This window comes from Kocuria aegyptia, assembly GCF_039530085.1.
Lineage (GTDB): Bacteria > Actinomycetota > Actinomycetes > Actinomycetales > Micrococcaceae > Kocuria > Kocuria aegyptia.
The window spans coordinates 24,162-45,095 of sequence record NZ_BAAAOA010000007.1 but is presented as its reverse complement, the minus strand read 5'-3'; the positions used below and the strand labels follow the sequence as shown (position 1 = coordinate 45,095).

The 20,934-nt window shown below is 73.9% G+C and carries 20 protein-coding genes; 10 read left to right on the top strand and 10 right to left on the bottom strand.

The genetic code is table 11. From position 1 onward, the window contains the following. The first annotated feature begins 95 nt into the window (after positions 1-95). On the top strand, positions 96-1,235 hold the full coding sequence (gene serC / locus ABD220_RS02475; RefSeq protein WP_344119523.1) for a phosphoserine transaminase: 1,140 nt from the start codon (positions 96-98) through the stop codon (positions 1,233-1,235). Here serC and ABD220_RS02470 read toward each other — a convergent pair. From ABD220_RS02470 to ABD220_RS02460, 3 genes are all read right to left on the bottom strand, one after another. Next, positions 1,232-2,452, bottom strand: a complete 1,221-nt coding sequence (locus ABD220_RS02470; RefSeq protein WP_344119521.1) for an MFS transporter — start codon at positions 2,450-2,452, stop codon at positions 1,232-1,234. The two genes, serC and ABD220_RS02470, sit on opposite strands and share 4 nt — an antisense overlap. Before the next feature lie 53 nt (positions 2,453-2,505). Further along, entirely contained in the window at positions 2,506-3,036 is a 531-nt protein-coding gene (locus ABD220_RS02465) for a DUF3027 domain-containing protein (protein WP_344119519.1), read from the bottom strand. A 75-nt stretch (positions 3,037-3,111) separates the two neighbouring features. Continuing rightward, on the bottom strand, positions 3,112-3,495 hold the full coding sequence (locus tag ABD220_RS02460) for a cold-shock protein (RefSeq protein ID WP_344119517.1): 384 nt from the start codon (positions 3,493-3,495) through the stop codon (positions 3,112-3,114). Positions 3,496-3,648: 153 nt separating this feature from the next. Here ABD220_RS02460 and ABD220_RS02455 point away from each other — a divergent pair, with 153 nt between their 5' ends. From ABD220_RS02455 to ABD220_RS02435, 5 genes are read left to right on the top strand one after another with little or no spacing between them, the layout of a single operon-like run. Next, positions 3,649-3,906 (top strand): hypothetical protein, encoded by a 258-nt coding sequence (locus ABD220_RS02455; RefSeq protein ID WP_344119515.1) that lies wholly within the window; start codon positions 3,649-3,651, stop codon positions 3,904-3,906. A gap of 3 nt (positions 3,907-3,909) precedes the next feature. Further along, positions 3,910-6,036 carry a helicase-associated domain-containing protein gene (locus tag ABD220_RS02450; protein ID WP_344119513.1) on the top strand — a complete coding sequence of 709 codons (2,127 nt, stop codon included), beginning with the start codon at positions 3,910-3,912 and terminating at the stop codon, positions 6,034-6,036. Further along, the gene (locus ABD220_RS02445; protein ID WP_344119511.1) at positions 6,024-7,700 is read left to right on the top strand and encodes a DNA repair helicase XPB; all 1,677 of its coding nucleotides are present in this window, start codon (positions 6,024-6,026) and stop codon (positions 7,698-7,700) included. Before ABD220_RS02450 ends, ABD220_RS02445 begins: the two co-directional genes overlap by 13 nt. A gap of 36 nt (positions 7,701-7,736) precedes the next feature. Continuing rightward, positions 7,737-8,459 (top strand): response regulator transcription factor, encoded by a 723-nt coding sequence (locus tag ABD220_RS02440; protein ID WP_344119509.1) that lies wholly within the window; start codon positions 7,737-7,739, stop codon positions 8,457-8,459. 12 nt (positions 8,460-8,471) lie between these two features. Next, the gene (locus tag ABD220_RS02435; protein WP_344119507.1) at positions 8,472-9,938 is read left to right on the top strand and encodes a sensor histidine kinase; all 1,467 of its coding nucleotides are present in this window, start codon (positions 8,472-8,474) and stop codon (positions 9,936-9,938) included. Positions 9,939-9,947: 9 nt separating this feature from the next. Here the strand turns inward: ABD220_RS02435 and ABD220_RS02430 are convergent, their stop codons facing one another. The 7 genes from ABD220_RS02430 to ABD220_RS02400 all read right to left on the bottom strand — a co-directional run bounded on the left by ABD220_RS02430 (position 9,948) and on the right by ABD220_RS02400 (position 15,651). Next, positions 9,948-10,922, bottom strand: coding sequence for an RNase H family protein (locus ABD220_RS02430; protein WP_344119506.1), 975 nt, complete (start codon positions 10,920-10,922; stop codon positions 9,948-9,950). Between the two features lie 53 nt (positions 10,923-10,975). Beyond that, complete coding sequence (locus ABD220_RS02425; protein WP_344119504.1) at positions 10,976-11,683, bottom strand: MgtC/SapB family protein; 708 nt, start codon at positions 11,681-11,683, stop codon at positions 10,976-10,978. Between the two features lie 162 nt (positions 11,684-11,845). After that, positions 11,846-13,477, bottom strand: a complete 1,632-nt coding sequence (gene groL, locus ABD220_RS02420) for a chaperonin GroEL (RefSeq protein ID WP_344119502.1) — start codon at positions 13,475-13,477, stop codon at positions 11,846-11,848. 250 nt (positions 13,478-13,727) lie between these two features. Beyond that, a complete protein-coding gene (locus ABD220_RS02415) occupies positions 13,728-14,327 on the bottom strand; it encodes a GNAT family N-acetyltransferase (RefSeq protein WP_344119500.1) in 600 nt (199 codons plus the stop codon). Positions 14,328-14,399: 72 nt separating this feature from the next. After that, a complete protein-coding gene (locus tag ABD220_RS02410; RefSeq protein ID WP_344119498.1) occupies positions 14,400-14,618 on the bottom strand; it encodes a hypothetical protein in 219 nt (72 codons plus the stop codon). Further along, positions 14,615-14,947, bottom strand: coding sequence for a DUF3263 domain-containing protein (locus ABD220_RS02405; RefSeq protein ID WP_344119496.1), 333 nt, complete (start codon positions 14,945-14,947; stop codon positions 14,615-14,617). The genes ABD220_RS02410 and ABD220_RS02405 overlap by 4 nt, the downstream gene beginning before the upstream one ends. Next, complete coding sequence (locus ABD220_RS02400) at positions 14,944-15,651, bottom strand: SDR family oxidoreductase (protein ID WP_344119494.1); 708 nt, start codon at positions 15,649-15,651, stop codon at positions 14,944-14,946. The genes ABD220_RS02405 and ABD220_RS02400 overlap by 4 nt, the downstream gene beginning before the upstream one ends. Before the next feature lie 109 nt (positions 15,652-15,760). Here ABD220_RS02400 and ABD220_RS02395 point away from each other — a divergent pair, with 109 nt between their 5' ends. The 4 genes from ABD220_RS02395 to ABD220_RS02380 all read left to right on the top strand — a co-directional run bounded on the left by ABD220_RS02395 (position 15,761) and on the right by ABD220_RS02380 (position 20,811). Further along, positions 15,761-16,858 (top strand): YihY/virulence factor BrkB family protein, encoded by a 1,098-nt coding sequence (locus ABD220_RS02395; protein WP_344119492.1) that lies wholly within the window; start codon positions 15,761-15,763, stop codon positions 16,856-16,858. 88 nt (positions 16,859-16,946) lie between these two features. Then, positions 16,947-17,624 carry a uracil-DNA glycosylase gene (locus ABD220_RS02390; protein WP_344119490.1) on the top strand — a complete coding sequence of 226 codons (678 nt, stop codon included), beginning with the start codon at positions 16,947-16,949 and terminating at the stop codon, positions 17,622-17,624. A 29-nt stretch (positions 17,625-17,653) separates the two neighbouring features. Continuing rightward, on the top strand, positions 17,654-18,589 hold the full coding sequence (locus ABD220_RS02385; protein WP_344119488.1) for a siderophore-interacting protein: 936 nt from the start codon (positions 17,654-17,656) through the stop codon (positions 18,587-18,589). 347 nt (positions 18,590-18,936) lie between these two features. After that, positions 18,937-20,811 (top strand): HNH endonuclease signature motif containing protein, encoded by a 1,875-nt coding sequence (locus ABD220_RS02380; protein WP_344119487.1) that lies wholly within the window; start codon positions 18,937-18,939, stop codon positions 20,809-20,811. Positions 20,812-20,934 lie beyond the last annotated feature (123 nt).

Below are 20,934 nucleotides of genomic sequence, written 5' to 3'. Positions count from 1 at the left end.
CCGAGGCGCGGAGCGCGCGAGCGCCCTTCCGCGGCGGCCGCGCCCGCCGCGCACCGCACGCCGCCCGCCGCACGTCACCCACGAGGGAGCGCCCGTTGCCCGCACACGTCACCATCCCCCAGCACCTGCTGCCCGCCGACGGCCGGTTCGGTGCCGGTCCCTCGAAGATCCGGCCGGCCCAGGTCGAGGCCGTGTCCCGGGCCGGGGTCGCCCTGCTCGGCACCTCCCACCGCCAGGCGCCGGTACAGCAGCTCGTGGGCTCGGTGCGCGAGGGCCTCGCGCAGTTCTTCGGCCTCCCCGACGGCCACGAGGTCCTCCTGGGCCTGGGCGGGGCCACGGCCTTCTGGGACGCGGCCGCCTTCGGGCTCGTCGAGCGGCGGGCCCAGCACCTGGTGTTCGGGGAGTTCGGCGCGAAGTTCGCCCAGGCCACCGACGGCGCCCCGTTCCTGGAGGGCTCCTCGATCGTGGAGTCCGCCCCCGGCACGCGCCCGGAGGCCCGCGCGGAAGAGGGTGTGGACGTCTATGCGTGGCCGCAGAACGAGACCTCCACCGGGGTCTCCGCCGCAGTGCACCGGCCGGCCGGGATCGCCGACGACGCGCTCGTGCTGGTGGACGCCACCTCGGCCGCCGGCGGGATGGCCGCGGACGTGGCCGCGACGGACGTGTACTACTTCTCCCCGCAGAAGAACTTCGGCTCGGACGGAGGGCTGTGGCTGGGGGCCTTCTCCTCCGCGGCGATCGAGCGGATCGAGCGGATCGCCGCCTCCGGTCGGTGGATCCCCGACTTCCTGCAGCTCACCACGGCATTGCAGAACTCCCGGAAGAACCAGACCTACAACACCCCCGCCCTGGCCACGCTCGTGCTGCTCGACGAGCAGGTGCGCTGGCTCAACGACCAGGGCGGCATGACCTGGGCCGCGGCCCGCACGAAGACCTCCTCGGACCTCGTCTACGCGTGGGCGGAGGCCTCGTCCTACGCGACCCCGTTCGTGGCCCGCCCCGAGGACCGCTCCACGGTGATCACCACCGTGGACTTCGACGACGCCGTGGACGCGGCCGGAGTCGCGTCGGTCCTGCGCGCCCACGGGGTGGTCGACGTCGAGCCCTACCGCAAGCTCGGGCGCAACCAGCTGCGGATCGCCACGTTCGTCTCCATCGAGCCCGACGACGTCGCCCGGCTGCTGGCCTGCGTGGACCACGTCGTCGAGCAGCTCCGCGGACGGTCGGGGCGCTAGCCGGAGTTCTCGGCCGCCGAGCGCTCCGCGCGCAGCCGGAGCCAGACGACGAAGCCCACCAGGGTTCCGCCGAGCCCCGCTGCCACGGCGACGCCCATGCCCCAGCGCGCGCCGAGGGCGTCGGTGATCCAGCCGACGACCGGCGCCCCGATCGGGGTGCCGCCCATGAAGATGGCCGTGTAGAGGCTCATGACGCGTCCGCGCATCACCGGCGAGGTGGTGGACTGCACGTAGGCGTTGGCGGTGGTCATGATGGTCAGCGAGGAGAGTCCGCAGGGGATCAGCCACAGCGCGAACAGCAGCAGGGTGGGCGCCGTCGCCGCGCCCAGACAGCTGAGGGCGAAGACGGCGCTGCCGCCGTAGACGTAGCGCAGCCGGGCGCTGCGACGCCGGGCCGAGAGCAGGGCCCCTGCCACCGTACCGACCGCGAGGACCGAGTTGAGCAGCCCGAAGGTCTCCGAGCCCCGGCCGAACTCGGGGCCGGCCATGGCGGCCAGGAACACCGCGAAGTTCAGCCCGAAGGTGCCGATGAGGAAGATGGTGACCAGCACCGCCACGATGTCGGGGCGGCTGCCGACGTAGGCCAGTCCCTCCCGGATCTGGCCACGCCCCCGGCCGGAGCGGGGCATCCCCCGCAGCTCGTCGGTGCGGATCGCGTGGACGGCGGCGAGCATGGCGCCGAAGGTCAGCGTGTTGAGCAGGAACACCCAGCCGGAGCCGATCGAGGCCACGAGCACGCCGGCCACGGCGGGTCCGATCATCCGGGCGGTGTTGAAGGAGGTCGCGTTCAGGGCCACGGCGTTGGACAGGTAGGCGTCGTCGACCATCTCCGAGACGAAGGTCTGGCGCACGGGGGCGTCGAGCGTGGAGACGACGCCGAGGGCGAGGGCGAAGCCGTAGACGTGCCACAGCGTGGCCGCGTCGGCCAGGACCAGCGCCCCCAGCGCGGCGGCCAGCACCGCCATGGCCGTCTGGGTCCACAGCAGCAGGCGCCGCCGGTCCAGCCGGTCCGCGAGCACGCCGGCCCAGGGCGCCAGGAAGAGCTGGGGCAGGAACTGCAGGGCCGTCACCACGCCCATGGCGGTGGCGTCGTGGTCCGAGAGCTCGTCGAAGACGAGCCACGACTGGGCGGTGCGCTGCATCCACGTCCCGATGTTGGACACGAGCGCGCCCAGGAACCACAACCGGTAGTTGCGGAACCGGAAGGACCGGAACATCCCGCGCGCGGGCTCGGGGGCCTCGTCCGTCCTCGCGGTCCCCGGCGGGGAGGTCAGGACTCCTCGCCCTCCTGCGGCGGGACGGACCCGTCCTCGGGCGCGGCACGGTCACCGGGCGCCGGCTCGGCACCCTCGGTGGCGCCGGCCGCGGCGTTCTCCGCGGCCTCGTCCTCGGCCCGGTCCTGCTCCTCCTGGGCCTTCTCCTCGGGGCTCACGCGGGCGGACCACGGGACCCACTCCGGCGCCAGCAGGGCGTCCTCCCCGGGCAGCAGGCCGACCTCGCAGACCGTGACCGCCTTGCTGCGCGGGGCACGGGCCAGGCTCGCGAACCAGTTCCAGCCCCGGTACCCGGGCAGCGTGCACTCGAAGAGGTGGACGACCAGCCGGTCCTCCTCCACCGTCACCCGGTGACCGGCACCGATCTGGGAGGGCTCCGCAATCTGTTCCACCCCGGCCCGGGCGGTGGCGACGTCGGCCACGAGCAGGGGGTCCTGCTTCGGGGTCCGCCGGCGGCGGGGCGCCGGTGCCGCCGGCGCCGGGGACACGGGCTCGGCGGGCGCGTCCTGGACGATCTCCTCGGTCACTGCTGGTCTCCCTCGTGGTGGGTGCCGGCGGGTGCCGGCGGTGGGTGCTCGCGATCGGTGGGGCGGCGCGGCGGCTCAGACGTCCAGGTTGTCGGCCACCGTGCGCAGGATCGCGGCGATCTTCCGCCCGTGCGCGGAGTCCGGGTAGCGGCCCCGGTGCAGCCCGTTGGACATCTCGTCCAGGAGCTTGATGAGGTCCTCCGTGATCACCGCCATCTCCTCGGCGGGCTTCCGGACGTTCTTCGCGACCGACGGGGCCCGGTCGAGGATCCGGGCGGAGAGCGCCTGCGCGCCACGCCGCCCCTGGGCGACCCCGAACTCCATCCGCGTGCCCGGCTTCACCGTGGTGGCACCGGAGGGCAGCGCCGAGGACGGCAGGAACACCTCCTGACCGTCGTCGGCCGCCAGGAACCCGAAGCCCTTCTTCGCATCGAACCACTTGACCTTGCCGGTGGGCACGCTGTCTCCCTCGTCCTCGTGTTCGTGGAGGGGTGGCCCGTCGGTCGCTGCCGCCGGGCCACCCTGTGGAACCTCCCATTCTAGCCCTCCTGCGCGGGCGCGACCCCCGGGGCGCGGTCACCGGCACACCGATCCGCTCGGTACTCTGGAGCCATGCCTGCTTCCGACGACCGTGCGGCCGCGCCCGCGAACCGCACTGCCCGACGCCCCGGGATCGACGTCCTCGGTGTCTCCGCGGTCGTGCTCGGCCTGGTGTGCGCCGTGTGCCTCGCCCTGCTGCTCGTGCTCAAGGCCGTCGGCGCGGACCCGTGGGACGGACTCACGGTGGTCCCGTGGTTCGCGTTCCCCGTGGCGTTCCTGCTGTTCTGCGCGGTCCTCGTGCGCTCCCTGCTGCGCCGCCGCCGGGCCTGAGCCGTGCTCCCGGACGGGCTGCTCCGGGATCTCGCGTCCCGCTCCCCCGCCGAGCTGGGCGAGCTGCTCGCCGCCCGGCCCGACGCCGCGCGCCCGGGCACGGAGTCCGTCGAGGACCTCGCCGAGGCCCTGCTCTCGCGTCCGGGCCTGCGCCGGGCCCTCGACGCCCTCTCCCGGCCGGAGCTGGACGCCGTCGAGCGGGCCGTGGTGCTGGGCCCGCCGGACGGTCCGGCGGCGCGGCTGCTGACCGGCCCGCCCTGGGACCGGCTGCACCGTCTGGGCCTCGTCCACCGGGACGGTGACGCGCTGCGGCTCGTGCCCGGGCTGGCGGAGGCCCTCGGCCGCTACCCGGCGGGCCTCGGCCGGCCGCGGCCGGAGCTCGCCGCCATCGCCGCCCGGCTGCGCGGCGGGGCACCGACGGCAGCGGGCGCCGGGACCGGGCCCCGCAGCGCCGAGGAGCTCGCGCGGTGGCCCGCCCCGGCACGGGAGGTCCTCGAGCGGTTCCGTTCCCGCCCCGTGGGGGCCCTGCCCGACGCCCTGCGCCGGCTCGACCCGGCCGCCGACGCGGGCTCCCGCCCCGTCGACTGGCTCCTGGCCCACGGCGTCCTCCTCCCCGTCGACTCCCGGCACGTGGAGCTCCCGCGGGAGATCGGCCTGCTCCTGCGCGGCCCCGACCCCTGGGCCGGGACCTCCCCGGAGCCGCCCGTCGGGCCGGCCGCGCGCGTGCCCGACCGGCTGCGGGACAACGCCGCCGCGGCCGCGGTCGAGCAGCTGCTGCGCCGGACCACGGCCCTGCGCGCCGAGCTGCGGGCCCGGCCGCTGGCGACCCTTCGGGCGGGCGGCATCGGCGTGCGCGAGCTGCGCAGGCTGCGCTCGGCCCTGGGGATCGAGCACGCCGAGCTCGTCCGCCTTCTCGGCCTGGGCGAGCTGACCGGACTCGTGCGGCTGGACCCGGACACCTCTGTCTGGCGCCCGGCGCCCGCGCCCTTCGAGGACGCCGAGCGCACCGACCAGTGGTGGCACGTGGTGCGGTCGTGGCTGACCTCCGACGTCGTCCCCTCCGCGGTGGGGCTGCCCCTCGCGGACGGCACGGTCGTCGGCGTCCTCACCCGGGGCACGCACGCCCAGGAGGCGCCGGTGGTGCGCCGGGCGCTGCTCGCCGCCCACGCCGAGCTCGCCGACCGCGCGCCGGGGGGCCACGGGCCCGAGAACGTCCTGTCGCTCGCCCGCTGGCGGCGTCCGCGCCTGGCCCGAGCCCTGGACCGGTGGGGCCAGGGGATGCTGACGGAGGCCGCCGAGCTCGGACTGGTGGGTGCCGGCGCCCTCACGGAGCCCGGCCGGGCCCTCGTGGCGGACCGGCCCGAGGACGCCGTCCGCGCCGTGGCCGGGTGGCTGCCCGCGCCGTCCCGGACGGTGCTGCTGCAGAGCGACCTCACGGCGACGGCCACCGGTTACCTCGCGCCGGACGTGGCCCGGGCCCTCGACCGGATGGCGGATCCGGAGGGCCACGGACCGGTCCCGCGGCACCGCTTCAGCGAGCGCTCCCTGCACCGGGCGCTCGACGCCGGCTGGACCCCGCCCTCGATCCTGGCGTGGCTCGAGCGGCACAGCCGGGGCCCGGTGCCGCAGGCCCTGGCCTACCTGGTCGAGGAGACCGGCCGGGGGCACGGGCGGATCCGGATCACCCGGGCGGACTGGGTGCTCACCGGCGAGGAGGAGCTGCTGGAGGCCCTCGCCGCCTCCCCGGACCTCGCGGGGCGCCGATTGCGCCGGCCCGCCCCCGGCGTGCTCGTCGTCGACGCCGGTGAGCAGGTCTCCGGCCGGCGCCGGGGACCGGCCGGCCGGGAGGGCGAGCTCCGGGAGCTCGCGGCCGCCGTCCGGGCCACGGGCACGGAGCCGGCGCTCGACGTCGTCCCCGCGGAGACCGGCCCGTCGGATCCCGCCGCCGACCCGACCCTGCTGCTCGAGGTCCCCGCGCCGCGCCTGCCGGCCCCCTCCGCGGAGGAGATCCGGGACCTGGTGGACCGGCTCACCGGGCCGAACCGTGCACGGCACCTGCCCGACGACCCGTCCGATCACCCGATCGGTCACCCGTTCGACAGCGGAGGAGCCGCCCCGTGGGACCCCTGATCGTCCAGAGCGACCGGACCGTGCTGCTCGAGCTCGACCACGAGGACGCCGACGACGCGCGGCGGGAGCTCGCCGCGTTCGCCGAGCTCGAGCGGGCCCCGGAGCACGTGCACACCTACCGGATCACCCCGCTGGGGCTGTGGAACGCCCGGGCCGCCGGGCTGGACGCCGAACAGGTGCTCGACGTGCTCCTCACCCGCTCCCGCTTCCCGGTCCCCCACGCCCTGCTCCTGGACATCGACGAGACGATGTCCCGCTACGGCCGCCTGGTGCTCGAGCAGGACCCGGTGCACGGACTCGTGCTGCGCAGCCACGACGCCCCCGTGCTGGAGGAGATCGCCCGGCACCGCAAGATCGCCCCGCTGCTCGGGCCCCGCATCGACGGCGCCACCACGGTGGTGCACGCGTCCGCCCGCGGCCAGCTCAAGCAGCTGCTGCTCGCCGTGGGGTGGCCTGCCGAGGACCGCGCCGGCTACGTGGACGGCACGCCCCACCCCGTCGCCCTGACGGAGACGGACGGGCTCACGGGCGAGGCCTGGGCGCTGCGCCCGTACCAGCGCCACGCGGTGGAGAACTTCTGGGCCGGCGGCAGCGGCGTCGTCGTCCTCCCGTGCGGCGCCGGCAAGACCCTGGTGGGCGCCGGGGTGATGGCGGCGAGCTCGACCACGACGCTCGTCCTGGTCACGAGCACGGTCTCGGCGCGGCAGTGGAAGGCCGAGCTGCTGCGCCGGACCACCCTGACGGCGGGCGAGATCGGCGAGTACTCCGGGGCCGTCAAGGAGGTCCGCCCCGTGACGATCGCCACCTACCAGGTGCTGACCGCCCGCCGTGGCGGGATCCACCCGCACCTGGAGCTGCTCGACGGCCACGACTGGGGGCTGATCGTCTACGACGAGGTCCACCTGCTGCCCGCTCCGGTGTTCCGGATGACCGCCGAGCTGCAGGCGCGGCGCCGGCTGGGCCTCACGGCCACCCTGGTGCGCGAGGACCACCGCGAGGGTGAGGTGTTCTCCCTCATCGGCCCCAAGCGCTACGACGCGCCGTGGCGGGAGATCGAGGCCCAGGGGCACATCGCCCCCGCCGACTGCGTCGAGGTCCGGGTGGAGCTGCCCCTCGCCGACCGGATGGCCTACGCCGCCGCGGAGGACGCCGACCGGCACCGCCTCGCCTCGTCCTCCGCTCACAAGCTCGACGTCGTGGCCCGGCTCGTGGCACGGCACCGCGGGGAGCCCGTGCTCGTGATCGGCCAGTTCCTCGACCAGCTCGACGAGCTGGGCGCGCTGCTCGGCGCCCCGGTGCTCAAGGGCAGCACCAGCACGCCCCGGCGGGAGAAGCTCTTCGCCGCGTTCCGGGCCGGGGAGCTGCCGGTGCTCGTGGTGTCCAAGGTCGCGAACTTCTCGGTCGACCTGCCGGAGGCCTCGGTCGCGGTGCAGGTCTCCGGGGCCTTCGGCTCCCGCCAGGAGGAGGCCCAGCGCCTGGGCCGGCTGCTGCGACCCAAGCACGACGGCCGCCTGGCGACCTTCTACACCGTGGTGGCCCGCGACACCGTGGACGCCGACTACGCCGCCAAGCGCCGCCGCTTCCTCGCCGAGCAGGGCTACGCCTACCGGATCGTCGACGCCGCCGCCGTCGACGCCCCCGGAGAACTCCCCGAGGACCGGTGAGCGCCGTTCAGGCGGCGTTCAGGGTGTTCCGAGAAAATGGGTGGCGTGAAGAACGACAACCCCGAAGCAAAACTGCTCGTCGTCGACGACGAGCCCAACATCCTCGAGCTGCTGGCCACGTCCCTGCGCTTCGCCGGCTTCGAGGTGGTCACCGCCGCCAACGGACGTGACGCCCTCGCCAAGGCGGAGTCCGAGGACCCGGACCTCGCGGTGCTCGACGTCATGCTGCCGGACATGGACGGCTTCTCGGTGACCCGCAAGCTGCGCGCGTCCGGACGGCACTTCCCCATCCTCTTCCTCACGGCCAAGGACGAGACCGAGGACAAGGTCACGGGTCTGACCGTGGGCGGCGACGACTACGTCACCAAGCCCTTCAGCCTCGACGAGGTCGTCGCCCGCATCCGCGCGGTCCTGCGCCGGACGCAGCCCGCCGAGGAGGACGACTCCCGGCTGCGCGTGGACGACCTGGTCCTCGACGACGACGCGCACGAGGTGTTCCGGGGCGAGCGCGAGATCGACCTGTCCCCCACCGAGTTCAAGCTGCTGCGCTACCTGATGCTCAACCCGAACCGGGTGCTGTCCAAGGCGCAGATCCTCGACCACGTGTGGGAGTACGACTTCAACGGGGACGCCTCGATCGTGGAGTCCTACATCTCCTACCTGCGCCGGAAGATCGACAACGACCCGGAGCTGCCCCCGCTGATCCACACCAAGCGCGGCGTCGGCTACCTCCTGCGGTCCCAGCACAAGAACCACTGACCCGGTCCCGGGATGCACACCCTGTCCTCCCGGTGGCGCTCGGCATCGCTGCGCTCGCAGCTCATGGTGCTCACGGGCCTGCTCCTGGCGCTGTCCATCCTGGTGACCAGCTTCGTGGCGATCTCGGTGCTGCGCACCTCGCTCCTGAACGACATCGACCGCGGCCTGCGGGACTCCGTCCGGACGGTGTCCACGGTGCTCGTGGCCGACATGGGCGGGGCGCAGGGCGTGCAGGTGCCGCATGCCGGGTTCCTCCTGGACGCCGAGGGCGAGACGCTCGCCGAGGCGGTGCACACCCCTGACGGCGTGCTCGAGCGGCGGCCGGACCTGTCGCAGGTCGACCTCGAGCACGTGCGGGAGAACCCCTTCGAGCCGACGACCGTGGGCTCCGTGGGCGCCCCGGACCGCCGGTGGCGGGTGGTCGCGGCCGAGACGGAACGGCTGAACCTCGTGGTGGCGGTCGCCGAGCCGCTCGACGACATGAAGGCGATGCTCAGCGCGGTGACCCTGCTGACGCTGAGCTTCGGCGTGGCGACCCTGTTCGCGGCCATGGCGGTCGGCTGGATCCTGGTCACCCGGGCATTCGCGCCCCTGCACCGGGTGGAGCAGACCGCCGCCCGGATCGCGGAGGGCGACCTCTCCCAGCGCATGGAGGGCTACAACCGGCAGACGGAGATCGGTCAGCTCTCGGCGTCCCTCAACGCCATGCTCGGCCACATCGAGGACGCCTTCGACGCCCGCACCCGGTCCGAGTCCAAGCTGCGGCGGTTCGTGGCCGACGCCTCCCACGAGCTGCGCACTCCCCTGGTGACCATCCGGGGCTACTCGGAGCTCTACCGGCACGGCGCCCTGCAGAAACCCGAGGACGTGGCCGGGGCGATGTCCCGGATCGAGTCGGAGGCGCAGCGGATGACGCAGCTCGTGGAGGACCTGCTGATGCTCGCGCGCCTCGACGAGCGCCGGCCCGCCGAGAACGTCGACGTGGACCTGCTCCACCTCGCGTTCGACGCGGCCGGGGACGCCCGCGCCTCCGCCCCCGACCGGCGGATCGAGGTCGAGGGCCTGCAGGGCGGGGGCCCGGTCTCGGCGTGGGTGCACGGCGACGAGTTCCGGTTGCGCCAGGTCGTGGCGAACCTCGTCACCAACGCCCTGCGCTACACCCCGGAGGGCACCCCGATCGAGATCGCGGTGGGCGTGGAGCGCTCGGTCGACGACTCCTTCAACGCCGTCCTGCAGGTGCGCGACCACGGCCCGGGCATCCACGGCGAGGACGCGGAGCGCGTCTTCGAGCGCTTCTACCGGGCCGACTCCTCCCGCACGCGGGAGACCGGCGGCACGGGGCTGGGTCTGTCGATCGTGGCGGCGATCGTCCAGCAGCACGACGGCACCGTGCGGCTCACCGAGACCCCCGGCGGCGGGGCGACGATGACCGTGCGCGTGCCGGGCATCGAGCCCGCCGACGACGCCCCGGAGATCTGAGCGGGTCCGTCAGGACTCGTAGGTGCCCTGGTGGAAGCGCAGCTGCCAGGGCCCCAGCTCGTTGCGGGAGTCCTCCCGGACCCACAGGGAGCTGCGCAGGCTCGTGCGGTCCGCCGCCGTCAGCCGGTAGACGAGGTGCACGGCCGCGGGGCCGAGCTCGGTGGCCTCGAGCACGTGCACGTCCGCCGCACCGACCCCCGGTTCGCGGGGCAGCCGGTCGAGGACGTCCGCCCGGGACCGCCACGACCCCGAGGCCCCGACCTCGGCGAAGGCCTCGTGCAGCAGCTGGTCCAGCCGCCCTCGGTCCGCCCGGACCTCCGGGCGCAGCAGGTCCCGCTCGAGCGCCTGGACGGTCTCCCCCGCCGACCGGCCGCGGGCCAGCTCCTCCTCGTGGGCGAGCAGCTCGCTCAGCAGGTCGGGGTCGTGGCGGTCCTCGAACGCATCGGGACCCGCGGCGTCCTGCGGCCGCCCTGCCGGCTCCGGGGCCCGGTCGCCCGCGCCGTCCGAGTGCCGGGCGGCGCCGTCGAAGCCGGGTCCCTCGGGTGCCGGGCACCCGGTCTGGAACGCGGTGGCCACGGCCCGGGCGCGGGCGTCGGCCGCCTCGTTGAGCTCGTGGCCGGCGTGGCCCTTGACCCACTCGAACTGCACGTTCCGGCCCGCCATCGCAGCGTCCAGGGCCTTCATGAGCTCCACGTTGAGGACGGGTTTGCCGTCCCGCTTCTTCCAGCCCTTCTTCTTCCAGCCGGGCATCCACTTGGTGATCGAGTTGATCACGTACTGGCTGTCGCACAGCACCCGCAGGGGCTCGTCGGGCCGGTGGGCCGTGGACTCGAGCAGGTCGAGCACCGCCTTGAGCTCGCCCATGTTGTTGGTGCCGTGCGGCCAGCCGCCGGCCCGCCAGGTGTCGTCGTCGATGTACCAGGCCCACCCGGCGGGACCGGGATTGCCCAGGGCGGAGCCGTCGGCGGCAGCAGTGATCGTCATGGACCCCATCTTTTCACGGCCCCCGGAGCGCTCCGGACCGCACCGGGGCCGGGTCAGTCGCCGGGGTCCTCCGCCAGCCGCTGCTGGGCGACGTCGAGCACCCCGGGGACGCCGGAGAGCTGCACCGCGGCCGTGCGCAGGTCGGTCTTGCCCTCGAGCCGCAGCAGGAGCTCGATCTCTGCGCCCTCCGGTCCGCCGATCCGGCGGCTGGAGACGACGGAGGCGCTGAGCCGGAGCTCGTCGACGACGGCCAGCACCTCCCGCAGCACCCCGTGGCCGTCCGCGTAGCGCAGGCGCAGGCCCTGCGGCGCCATGAGGCGCGGCAGCCGGCGGGACAGGGGCGTCAGCGCCACGGCGGAGAGCAGGTGCAGGCCGGTCGCGGCGACCGCGAGGGGCACCAGCCCGGCCCCGCAGGCCATGCCGATGGCCGCGGAGAGCCAGATGCTCGCGGCCGTGGTCAGCCCGTGCACCACGTCCCGGTTGGTGAAGATCACGCCCGCGCCCAGGAAGCCGATGCCGGTGACGACCTGGGCCGCCACGCGAGAGGGATCCGGGCCGGCGTCGATGCCGGGCAGCGCCCCGAAGCCGTAGGCGGAGACCAGGGTGAAGACGGCCGAGCCCGTGCCGACGAGGGCGTGGGTCCGCAGCCCGGCGCTCTTGCGCCGCAGCCGCCGCTCCAGGCCCACGAGCGCCGTGAGCCCGAACGCGGACACCACCAGGGCCAGCTGGACCGGCACCTCGGCCCAGTCGACGAAGTCCATGGCCACTCCTCCCTGTGGTGACTCGATTGAACACCATGCTCCTCGGCCCAGCGCACGGATCCTCCGTGTGCGTCAGGAAACGACGACGGGCCGGGCGCCCCGGAAGGGGTGCCCGGCCCGTGCCGGAGACGTGGGTCGCACGCTCGACGGGTCAGCCGTCGATCACATCATGCCGCCCATGCCACCCATGCCGTCGTCGGCGCCGGCGCCGGCGCCCGCGGGCTCCGGCTTGTCCGCCACGACAGCCTCGGTGGTGAGGAACAGCCCGGCGATCGACGCCGCGTTCTGCAGCGCGGAGCGGGTGACCTTGACCGGGTCGTTGATGCCCGCGGCCATCAGGTCCTCGTACTCGCCGGTGGCGGCGTTGAGGCCGTGCCCCTGGGCCAGGCCGCGGACCTTGTCCACGACCACACCGGCCTCCAGGCCCGAGTTGATGGCGATCTGCTTGAGCGGGGCGTCGATGGCGACCTTCACGATGTTCGCGCCGGTGGCCTCGTCGCCGGTGAGCTGCAGCTTGTCGAACGCCTTCTGGCCGGCCTGGATCAGGGCCACGCCGCCGCCGGCGACGATGCCCTCCTCCACGGCGGCCTTCGCGTTGCGCACGGCGTCCTCGATGCGGTGCTTGCGCTCCTTGAGCTCGACCTCGGTGGCGGCACCCGCCTTGAGGACGGCCACGCCGCCGGCCAGCTTGGCCAGGCGCTCCTGCAGCTTCTCGCGGTCGTAGTCCGAGTCCGAGTTGTTGATCTCGGCGCGGATCTGGGCCACGCGGCCCTCGATCTCCTCGGCGGTGCCGGCGCCGTCGACGATGGTGGTCTCGTCCTTGGTGACGACGACCTTGCGGGCCTGGCCCAGCAGGTCCACGGTGGCGGTCTCGAGGGAGAGCCCGACCTCCTCGGTGATGACCTGGCCACCGGTGAGGATGGCGATGTCGGCCAGCTGCGCCTTGCGGCGGTCGCCGAAGCCGGGGGCCTTGACGGCCACGGACTTGATGGAGCCGCGCATCTTGTTGAGCACCAGCAGGGCCAGGGCCTCGCCCTCGACGTCCTCGGCGATGATCAGCAGCGGCTTGCCGGCCTGCATGACCTTCTCGAGCACGGGGACCAGGTCCTTGACCGCGGAGATCTTGGAGTTGACCACGAGGATGTAGGGATCCTCGAGGACGGCCTCCTGGCGGTCGGCGTCGGTGACGAAGTAGCCGGAGAGGTAGCCCTTGTCGAAGCGCATGCCCTCGGTCAGCTCGAGGTCCAGCCCGAAGGTGTTGGACTCCTCGACCGTGATCACGCCCTCCTTGCCGACCTTCTCCATCGCCTGGGCGATGAGGCGGCCGATCTCGGGGTCGCCGGCGGAGATCGACGCCGTGGCGGCGATCTGCTCCTCGGTCTCGACCTCCTTGGCGGAGGCCAGCAGCTCCTCGGTGACCGCGGCGACGGCCTTCTCGATGCCGCGCTTGAGGCTCAGCGGGTCGGCGCCGGCGGCCACGTTGCGCAGGCCCTCCTTGACGAGCGCCTGGGCGAGCACGGTGGCGGTGGTGGTGCCGTCGCCGGCGATGTCGTCGGTCTTCTTGGCGACCTCCTTGACGAGCTCGGCGCCGATCTTCTCGTAGGGCTCGTCGAGCTCGATCTCCTTGGCGATGGACACGCCGTCGTTGGTGATCGTGGGGGCGCCCCAGGCCTTCTCGAGGACCACGTTGCGGCCGCGCGGGCCGAGGGTGACCTTGACGGCGTCGGCCAGGGTGTTCAGACCCCGCTCGAGTCCGCGGCGTGCCTCTTCGTCGAAAGCAATCATCTTTGCCATGTGACTTCGTCCCTCCTGGACGGTAGACAAACGGTCGACCTCCACGGTGCCCGCGACGGACGGCGCGCACGACGGCGGACTCTTCCCGACGCCGCGCGGCACCTCACCGTGGTGGTTGAGGTGTCACTCCTGTGCCGGTGGCTGCCCGGGTCGGGCCGGGGACCGAGCCATTAGCAGTCCACACGACTGAGTGCTAGTCGCAATCTTGGCACTCGTCCTCGGAGAGTGCAAACCCCTGAGCGGATTACGCTCAGCCCTGCCACTCCTCGCGCAGCACGCCGTAGACCAGGCGGTCGTAGTACTCGCCGCGGACCTTGCGGGCCCGGCGGATCCGGGCCTCCTCGGTGAAGCCCAGCTTCGCCGCGACCCGGCACATGCCCACGTTGCCGCTCCACGTCTCGAGGTCGAGGCGGTGGGAGTCGGAGCGGGCGAAGAGATGGTCGATCCACAGGCGCATGGCCTCGGTGCCGTAGCCCCCGCTCCAGTGCTCCGGGGAGTACACGGTGATGCCCAGGGAGCGCAGCGGCAGCAGGTGCGTGCCGTCCCCGGGGTCCTCGGTGGGCTTCTCCGACCAGTACCAGGACACCTGCCCGATGAACCGGTCGTCGGAGGCGTCGGCGATCACCATCGTCTCGCGCGGGTCCGGCCAGTCCTCCGCCGCCACGTGCTCCCGCAGGGTGCCCAGCCAGCGCTGCGCGCCCTCGGCGGTGAAGTTGGGGTAGAACGGGCCGTCCGTGCGCTGCCACTCGTGCTCGCCGCCGCCCTCCGGCGGCATGATCCACGCCTCGTAGGCGGCGAGGTCCTCCTCGGTCCAGTCGCGGAGGCGGACTCTGCTTCCTTCGATCTGCACGGTGGTTCCTTCCGGGGCGTCGGGGGCATCGGGGGTGTCGGCGACGGGAGCGGCGTCGGGGACGAGGTCGGCTCAGGGGCCCGGGGACGTGACCCCCGGCGCCGGCACGGCCTCGCCCGGGGCGTTGAGGAACGAGAAGACCCCGACACCGAGGGTCAGCGCTCCGGCCAGGAGGATGGCGGTGAGCTCCCGGGCGGCCACCCGGACGGTCGGCCGGAGACCGCGGTGGGCGCCCTGGCGGGGCCCGTCCTCGGGCACGTCGTCGAACTCGTCGTGAGGGTACTGGCTCATCCGCGGTCTCCTCGCTGCCGGCGGAGCCGGGCCACGAGCATCGGGTCGTGCTCGAGGGCGGCGCGGGTGTCGATCAGGACGTTGAGCCGCTGATAGTAGTGGGTGGGCGAGAGGTTGAGGCGGCGGCGGATCTCCAACTCCTTGGCTCCCTGGTACTTCCACTGCAGGTTCTCGAGCGCCAGGATCGCGAGGTCCACGGCACCCAGGCCGGCCTCCTCGCCGGGCGCCTCCCCCTCAGCCGCCGGCACTGCCTCCGGCGCCGGCCCTGTGCCGGGTGCTCGTTCTGCACCGGGTGCGTCGTCCTCGGGCACGTCGTCCTCGTCGGTCACCGCGACTCGGCCCGGGGCCGCACGGTGACGGTGGTCAGCTGAGCGTCCTCGCCCGCGTCCACGACGGCGCGCACGGCCGCGGCCACGGACTCCGGGCGGATGTAGCGCTCCGCGACGTACTCGTTGCCCAGGCTCGCCTGGATGTCCCGCTGCATCTGCGTGTCGACCGGGCCGGGGTGCACGGAGCTGACCACGATCCCGTCGGCCTCGACCTCCTGTCGGAGCGAGTCGGCGAGCGCGCGCAGCGCGAACTTCGAGGCCGCGTAGACGGCGTCCCCGGCGCGGGCGGTGAACCCCGAGCCCGAGTTGAGGAAGACGACCTTGCCCCGGGCGGCCCGCAGGGCCGGGAGCAGGAGCCTCGTCAGCTCCGCGGGAACCACCACGTTGAGCTCCAGCTGCGACCGCCAGTCCGCCACGGAAGCGGCCTCCACCGTGGTGCGACCCGCCACGGCCGCCGAGTGCACGAGGACGTCGACCCGGTCCAGGTCGGCCACCACGGCAGGCAGGGCCGCGACGTCGGTCAGATCGGCGGCGCGCACGGTGACGTGCGGGAGGTCGGCGAGCTCCGCCAGCCGGCCGGCGTCGCGGCCCAGTGCCAGCACCTCGTGGTCGCGGGCGAGGTCCACCACGCACGCGCGGCCGATGCCTCCGGTGGCCCCGGTGACGACGGCGCGGGGTCGGGTCTCGGTGGAGGGATCGCTCATGCGCCCACTCTAACCAGTCCGCCGCCGGTCCCGCCCGCCCCGCACGGAACGGGCCGGGACGGTGACGCCCCGGTATCCTGGCCCGCAGCCGACCACGCGGAGGAGCCCCATGGCAGCCGACCCCCATGCCCCGGGAGATCCCGCGGCGGATCCGGACAGCGCGGAGAAGCCCTCGTCGCCGGCGCAGATCACAAGGCCCTCGTGGGGCTACATCCTGCGCCGGTCCGTCCACGAGTTCCGCCGCGACGAGTGCACGGACTCGGCGGCGGTGATGACGTTCTTCGCCGTGCTGTCCGTCTTCCCGGGGCTGCTCACGGTGGTGTCGGTGCTCGGCGTCGTCGGCCAGGCCGAGGCGACCACCAGGACCCTGCTGCGCCTGCTCGACGAGTTCGGGGCCCCCGAGGGCGCCGTGGCCGTGCTCGAGGGGCCGATCGGCGAGCTCACCGGGTTCCCGTCCGCGGGCCTGGCGCTGGTCACCGGCCTGGTCGGCGCCCTGTGGACGGCCTCCGGCTACGTGCGGGCCTTCGGCCGGTCCATGAACCGGATCTACGAGGTCGACGAGGGCCGCCCCGTCTGGAAGCTCTACCCCCTGATGATCGCGGTGACCCTGTCCCTGGTGGTCCTGGTGGTGGGCATGATGCTGCTGCTGCTGCTCTCCGGGCCGGTCGCCGAGCGCCTCGGCGGTCTGATCGGCCTGGGCGAGGCGGCCCTGCAGCTCTGGCACGCCGCCCGGATCCCGGTACTGCTGTTGCTGCTCGTCTTCATGATCGCCCTGCTCTACTACGCCACCCCCAACATCCGGCAGCCGCGGTTCCGCTGGCTCAGCATCGGTTCGGTGGTCGCCATCCTCGTCATGGCCGCGGCGACCACCGGGTTCACCTTCTACGTGTCCAACTTCAGCGACTACAACGCCACCTACGGCGCCATCGGCGGCGTCATCGTCCTGTTGCTGTGGATCTGGATCATGAACATCGTGCTGCTCGCCGGGGCCGAGCTCAACGCCGAGATCGAGCGCGGACGCCAGCTCCAGGCCGGGATCGAGGCCGAGGAGAACCTGCGGCTGCCGCCGCGGGACCTCCGGGGCGTCCGAAAGCTCCGGGCGAAGGAGCGGGAGCTGGTCGAGCAGGGCCGCGCGCTGCGCCGTCGGCGCTCCGGCCCCGACCGTCCGGCGGACGCCCCGGCCGGGGACGGCGCGACCTCGGCCTAGAGTGGTGCCCAGCACACCCGTTCCCGCATCCGCCTGCACCGCTGTACCCGCACCGACACCCGCACCGACACCCGCACCGAGGAGCACCGTGAGCGAGCCGCAACCCCTGGACAGGATCATGGCCCCCGACTGGGCGGAGGCCCTGACCCCGGTGGAACCGCAGATCCGGCAGATGGGCCGGTTCCTGCGCGAGGAGCACGCCGACGGACACCGCACGCTCCCGGAGGGTGAGGCAGTCCTGCGGGCGTTCCAGGACCCGCTCGAGCAGGTCAAGGTGCTGGTCGTCGGGCAGGACCCCTATCCCACCCCCGGCCACGCCATGGGACTGTCCTTCTCCGTGCAGCCCCACGTGCGCCCCGTACCGCGATCCCTGCAGAACATCTACAAGGAGCTGCAGGAGGACCTCGGCGTCGACCCGCCGGAGCACGGGGACCTCTCCGCGTGGTCCCGGCAGGGCGTGATGCTCCTGAACAGGGTCCTCACCGTGCGCGAGGGCGCCCCCGCCTCCCACCGCGGCAAGGGCTGGGAGGCGGTCACGGAGCGCGCCATCCGGGTCCTCGCCGCCCGCGGGACCCCGCTCGTGGCCATCCTGTGGGGCCGGGACGCCCGGAACACCGCCGCGTGGCTGGACGGCTTCCCCACGGTCGAGTCCGCGCACCCGTCCCCGCTGTCCGCGTCGCGGGGCTTCTTCGGCTCCCGGCCGTTCTCCCGCACCAACCAGCTCCTGGAGGAGCAGGGCGCCGAGCCCGTCGATTGGCGGCTGTGACCCCGGCGGCCTCCGTTAGGGTGGGCGGCATGACGACGATCTCCGGGGCCCGGCAGGCGGGCCCCCGCAAGCCGCAGCTGAACCTGACGGTGCGCTCCCGCGAGCTGCTGTCCCCGTCGATGGTCCGGGTGGTCCTGGGTCTCGACGAGCCCGAGCGCTACGCGGACATCGTCCCGCCCGAGAAGTACGTCAAGCTCGTCTTCCTCCGGCCCGGCCAGGAGCACCCCTGCCCGGAGCACCCCGGCGCGGCGGGCGCCGCCGTGCCGGGACCCGGTGCTGAGGAGCCCGGTTCGGCACCCCCGGTCCCGGAGGCCGGGGGGAACCCGGACTACTGGGAGCTCAAGGAGACCCTGCCCGGCGACCAGCAGCCCGTCACCCGCCACCTCACGATCCGCCGCTACGTGCCCGAGCGGCACGAGCTGTGGATGGACTTCGTGCTGCACGGCGACGAGGGCTTCGCCGGCCCGTGGGCGGCCGGTGCCGAGCCCGGGGACCGCATCATCGCCCTGGGCCCCGGCGGCAAGTGGACACCCGCCCCTGATGCCGCGTGGACCCTCCTCGCCGCCGACGACGCCGCGATCCCCGCCGCCCTCGCCGTTCTGGAGGCACTCCCGGCGTCCGCGCAGGGCGAGGTGCTGCTGGAGGTGGACTCGCCCTGCGACGTCCAGCCGGTGTCCGCCCCGGCCGGGATGGCGGTGCGCTGGGTGTTCCGGGCGGAGGACGGGCCCTGCGAGGACCCCGCCCTGGTCCGGGCCGTGCGCGAGGCCGGGTGGCCCGCGGACCCGCAAGGGGTCCAGGTCTTCGCCCACGGCGAGCGGGAGGTCATGAAGGCCCTGCGCGAGGAGCTGTTCACCCGCCGCCGGCTGGAGCGGGGCCAGGTCTCGCTGTCCGGCTACTGGGCGCGGGGACGCACCGAGGACGTGTTCCAGGCCGAGAAGAAGCTGCCGGTCGGCCAGATCCTCTGATCCCGGCCCGGACCCGGACCGTCGCCGCCGTCCTGCACCGGGCTGCCGTCACACCGGGTGCCGGCGAAGGAGAGGCAGTGGCACTTCCCGGCATGGCGGAGACCGACGTGGTGTCGCCCGGGCCGGTGCTGCACCGGATGACGGACGCACCACTGCGGCGTGTCCGGGCTGAGAACTGCTCGCCGTGCCATGCCGCCCTGCCGGTGAGGCGTCAGGCCTGCTCCGCGACGACGGCGTGCCTGCCTGCGGTGCCGGGCGGGCGCTGTGGTCGCGTTCCGGGATCCCGGTGCCGGCTCCGGGTTCCCGGTCCATGCCTAGGGTGTCGGACGCGGTGGGGACCATGAGACATGACCATCACCGCCGGTCGGTCGCGGAACCTGGAGGAGGTCCTCCGGGAGGACACGGACGTGGCCGAGCAGGAGTACGCCGGCGCCGTGGCGGAGCTCGTCGAGGACGCCCGTGCGGAGGCCCGGGCCGCGGGCCGCCAGCTGCGGGTGATCCACCGGATGTGGCAGCTGCAGGAACGGGCCCAGGAAGGTCGACGGGCGGTCAGGGCACGCTGGTCGGCCGAGCGCCCTAGTGATCCTGAGCACTGCGTTCCCGAACCGGGGCAGCGCACGGTGCTGGACGTGGCCGACGAGATCGGCCCGGCACTGCGGCTGCCGGCGAGCACGGCTGTGCGGCGAGTGGAGAACGCGGTCCTGCTGGCTGAGTTGCTGCCCGGCGTCCTGCGAGCCCTCGAGACCGGGGCGATCGCCCTGCGGCAGGTCGAGGTGATCGTGGACCTGTGGCGGGACCTGGCGGGCGAGGCCGGCCGGACGCCCGAGCAGTGGACACCCGGCGATGCCGTGGTCGGCGTCGTGGACGAGCTGTTGGCGAAGGCGCCGACGGCCACCGCGGCGCAGCTCCGGGCGCTGGCCCGGCGGCGGCGGGCCTGGCTGCGGGTCGGTTCCGCGGAGTCCCGTCACCGGGCGGCCCGCCGGGGACGCAGGGTGTGGATAGAACCGGAGGAGGACGGCATGGCACGGCTGTGCGCGCTCCTGGACGCCGCCACCGCCCACGCCGTCCATGCCCGTCTCGCGTCCATCGCCGCCCGTGTGGATCCGCACGTCCCGCCCTCCGACGTGCTGGACTCTGCCCGTGGCGGCCAGGGCGCCGTGGAGAGCCCCGGCCAGGACCGAGATCAGGACTGCGGGTACGGCCGCCCGCGCACGGCCGGCCAGCTGCGTGCGGACGTGCTGGCTTCGCTGCTGCTGGACGGGGAGCCCACCCGGATGCCCGAGCACCTGCGCGGAATCCGCGGACAGGTCGCGGTCACCGTGCCCGTGCTCGCTCTGCTGGAGCACCACGCCCAGACATCCGCCGGCGGGCTCCCCGGCGGCCCACCGACCGCCGGCGAAATGCCTGGCGATTCACCGAGCGGCGGCGGGATGCCCGGCGCGTCATCCAACAGTGGCAGGATGCCCGGCAAGCCACCCAACGGTGGATTGCCCAACGGTGAGCGCGCCACCGGAATGCCGGGCCAGTCACCCAACGGTGGCGGCATGTCCGGCAAGTCATCAAGTGGCGGCTCGCCCGACGGCGAGCGCGCCACCGGAATGCCGGGCTGCGCGGAGCTGGAAGGCTATGGGCCGATCCCGATGAGCGTGGCCGAACGGATCGCCGCAGGCGCCGGCTCCTGGTCGAGGGTTTTGACCCACCCGGTCACCGGCACGGTCCTGGACCACGACCGCACCACCTACGCCGTACCGGCCGACCTCAAGCGCCGGCTGCGGGCGAGGGACGGCACCTGCCGGTTCCCCGGGTGCCGGCGCCGGGCCGAGCAGTGCGACCTAGACCACACCGTGGCCTGGGTCGAGGGCGGGCCGACGGCCGCGGACAACCTCGCCCACCTGTGCCGCCACCACCACGTCCTCAAGCACCGGCACGGCCCGCTCGGACGCTGGCAGGTCCGGCACCGCCGCCCGGGGACGCCGGAGGGCGTCCTGGAATGGATCTCACCGGCAGGACGCGTCCACGTGACCTACCCGCAGCAGCATCACCATCCCGTGCTCTCACCACTGCGGATCGCCGACGGCCTGCCCGTCGACGCCCCGCCACCGGCTGGGCCACCGACGCCCGACTCGTCACCGCCCGGGAACCCGTGGACATCCCACGGCCAGATCCCCTGCGCCGTCCGTCCGCACGCCGTCCGTCCGCACGACGACCCACCGCCGTTCTGAACCGGACCGAGGATCCACCCGGTTCCGTTCCGAATCCAGGGCCCCCGGGGTCTGATCCGGTTCGAGGACTTGCCCGGTTCTGGCCCGGATCGAGGTCCACCCCGTGCAGGCCCCCATCGAGGT

Excerpts from the sequence above, each read along its gene's own strand:
- groL (WP_344119502.1), bottom strand. The coding sequence starts at position 13,477 with ATGGCAAAGATGATTGCTTTCGACGAAGAGGCACGCCGCGGACTCGAG.
- ABD220_RS02470 (WP_344119521.1), bottom strand. The coding sequence starts at position 2,452 with ATGTTCCGGTCCTTCCGGTTCCGCAACTACCGGTTGTGGTTCCTGGGC.
- ABD220_RS02380 (WP_344119487.1), top strand. The coding sequence starts at position 18,937 with ATGACCATCACCGCCGGTCGGTCGCGGAACCTGGAGGAGGTCCTCCGG.
- ABD220_RS02385 (WP_344119488.1), top strand. The coding sequence starts at position 17,654 with ATGACGACGATCTCCGGGGCCCGGCAGGCGGGCCCCCGCAAGCCGCAG.
- ABD220_RS02440 (WP_344119509.1), top strand. The coding sequence starts at position 7,737 with ATGGGTGGCGTGAAGAACGACAACCCCGAAGCAAAACTGCTCGTCGTC.
- ABD220_RS02430 (WP_344119506.1), bottom strand. The coding sequence starts at position 10,922 with ATGACGATCACTGCTGCCGCCGACGGCTCCGCCCTGGGCAATCCCGGT.
- ABD220_RS02455 (WP_344119515.1), top strand. The coding sequence starts at position 3,649 with ATGCCTGCTTCCGACGACCGTGCGGCCGCGCCCGCGAACCGCACTGCC.
- ABD220_RS02410 (WP_344119498.1), bottom strand. The coding sequence starts at position 14,618 with ATGAGCCAGTACCCTCACGACGAGTTCGACGACGTGCCCGAGGACGGG.
- ABD220_RS02400 (WP_344119494.1), bottom strand. The coding sequence starts at position 15,651 with ATGAGCGATCCCTCCACCGAGACCCGACCCCGCGCCGTCGTCACCGGG.
- ABD220_RS02425 (WP_344119504.1), bottom strand. The coding sequence starts at position 11,683 with ATGGACTTCGTCGACTGGGCCGAGGTGCCGGTCCAGCTGGCCCTGGTG.
- ABD220_RS02435 (WP_344119507.1), top strand. The coding sequence starts at position 8,472 with ATGCACACCCTGTCCTCCCGGTGGCGCTCGGCATCGCTGCGCTCGCAG.
- ABD220_RS02395 (WP_344119492.1), top strand. The coding sequence starts at position 15,761 with ATGGCAGCCGACCCCCATGCCCCGGGAGATCCCGCGGCGGATCCGGAC.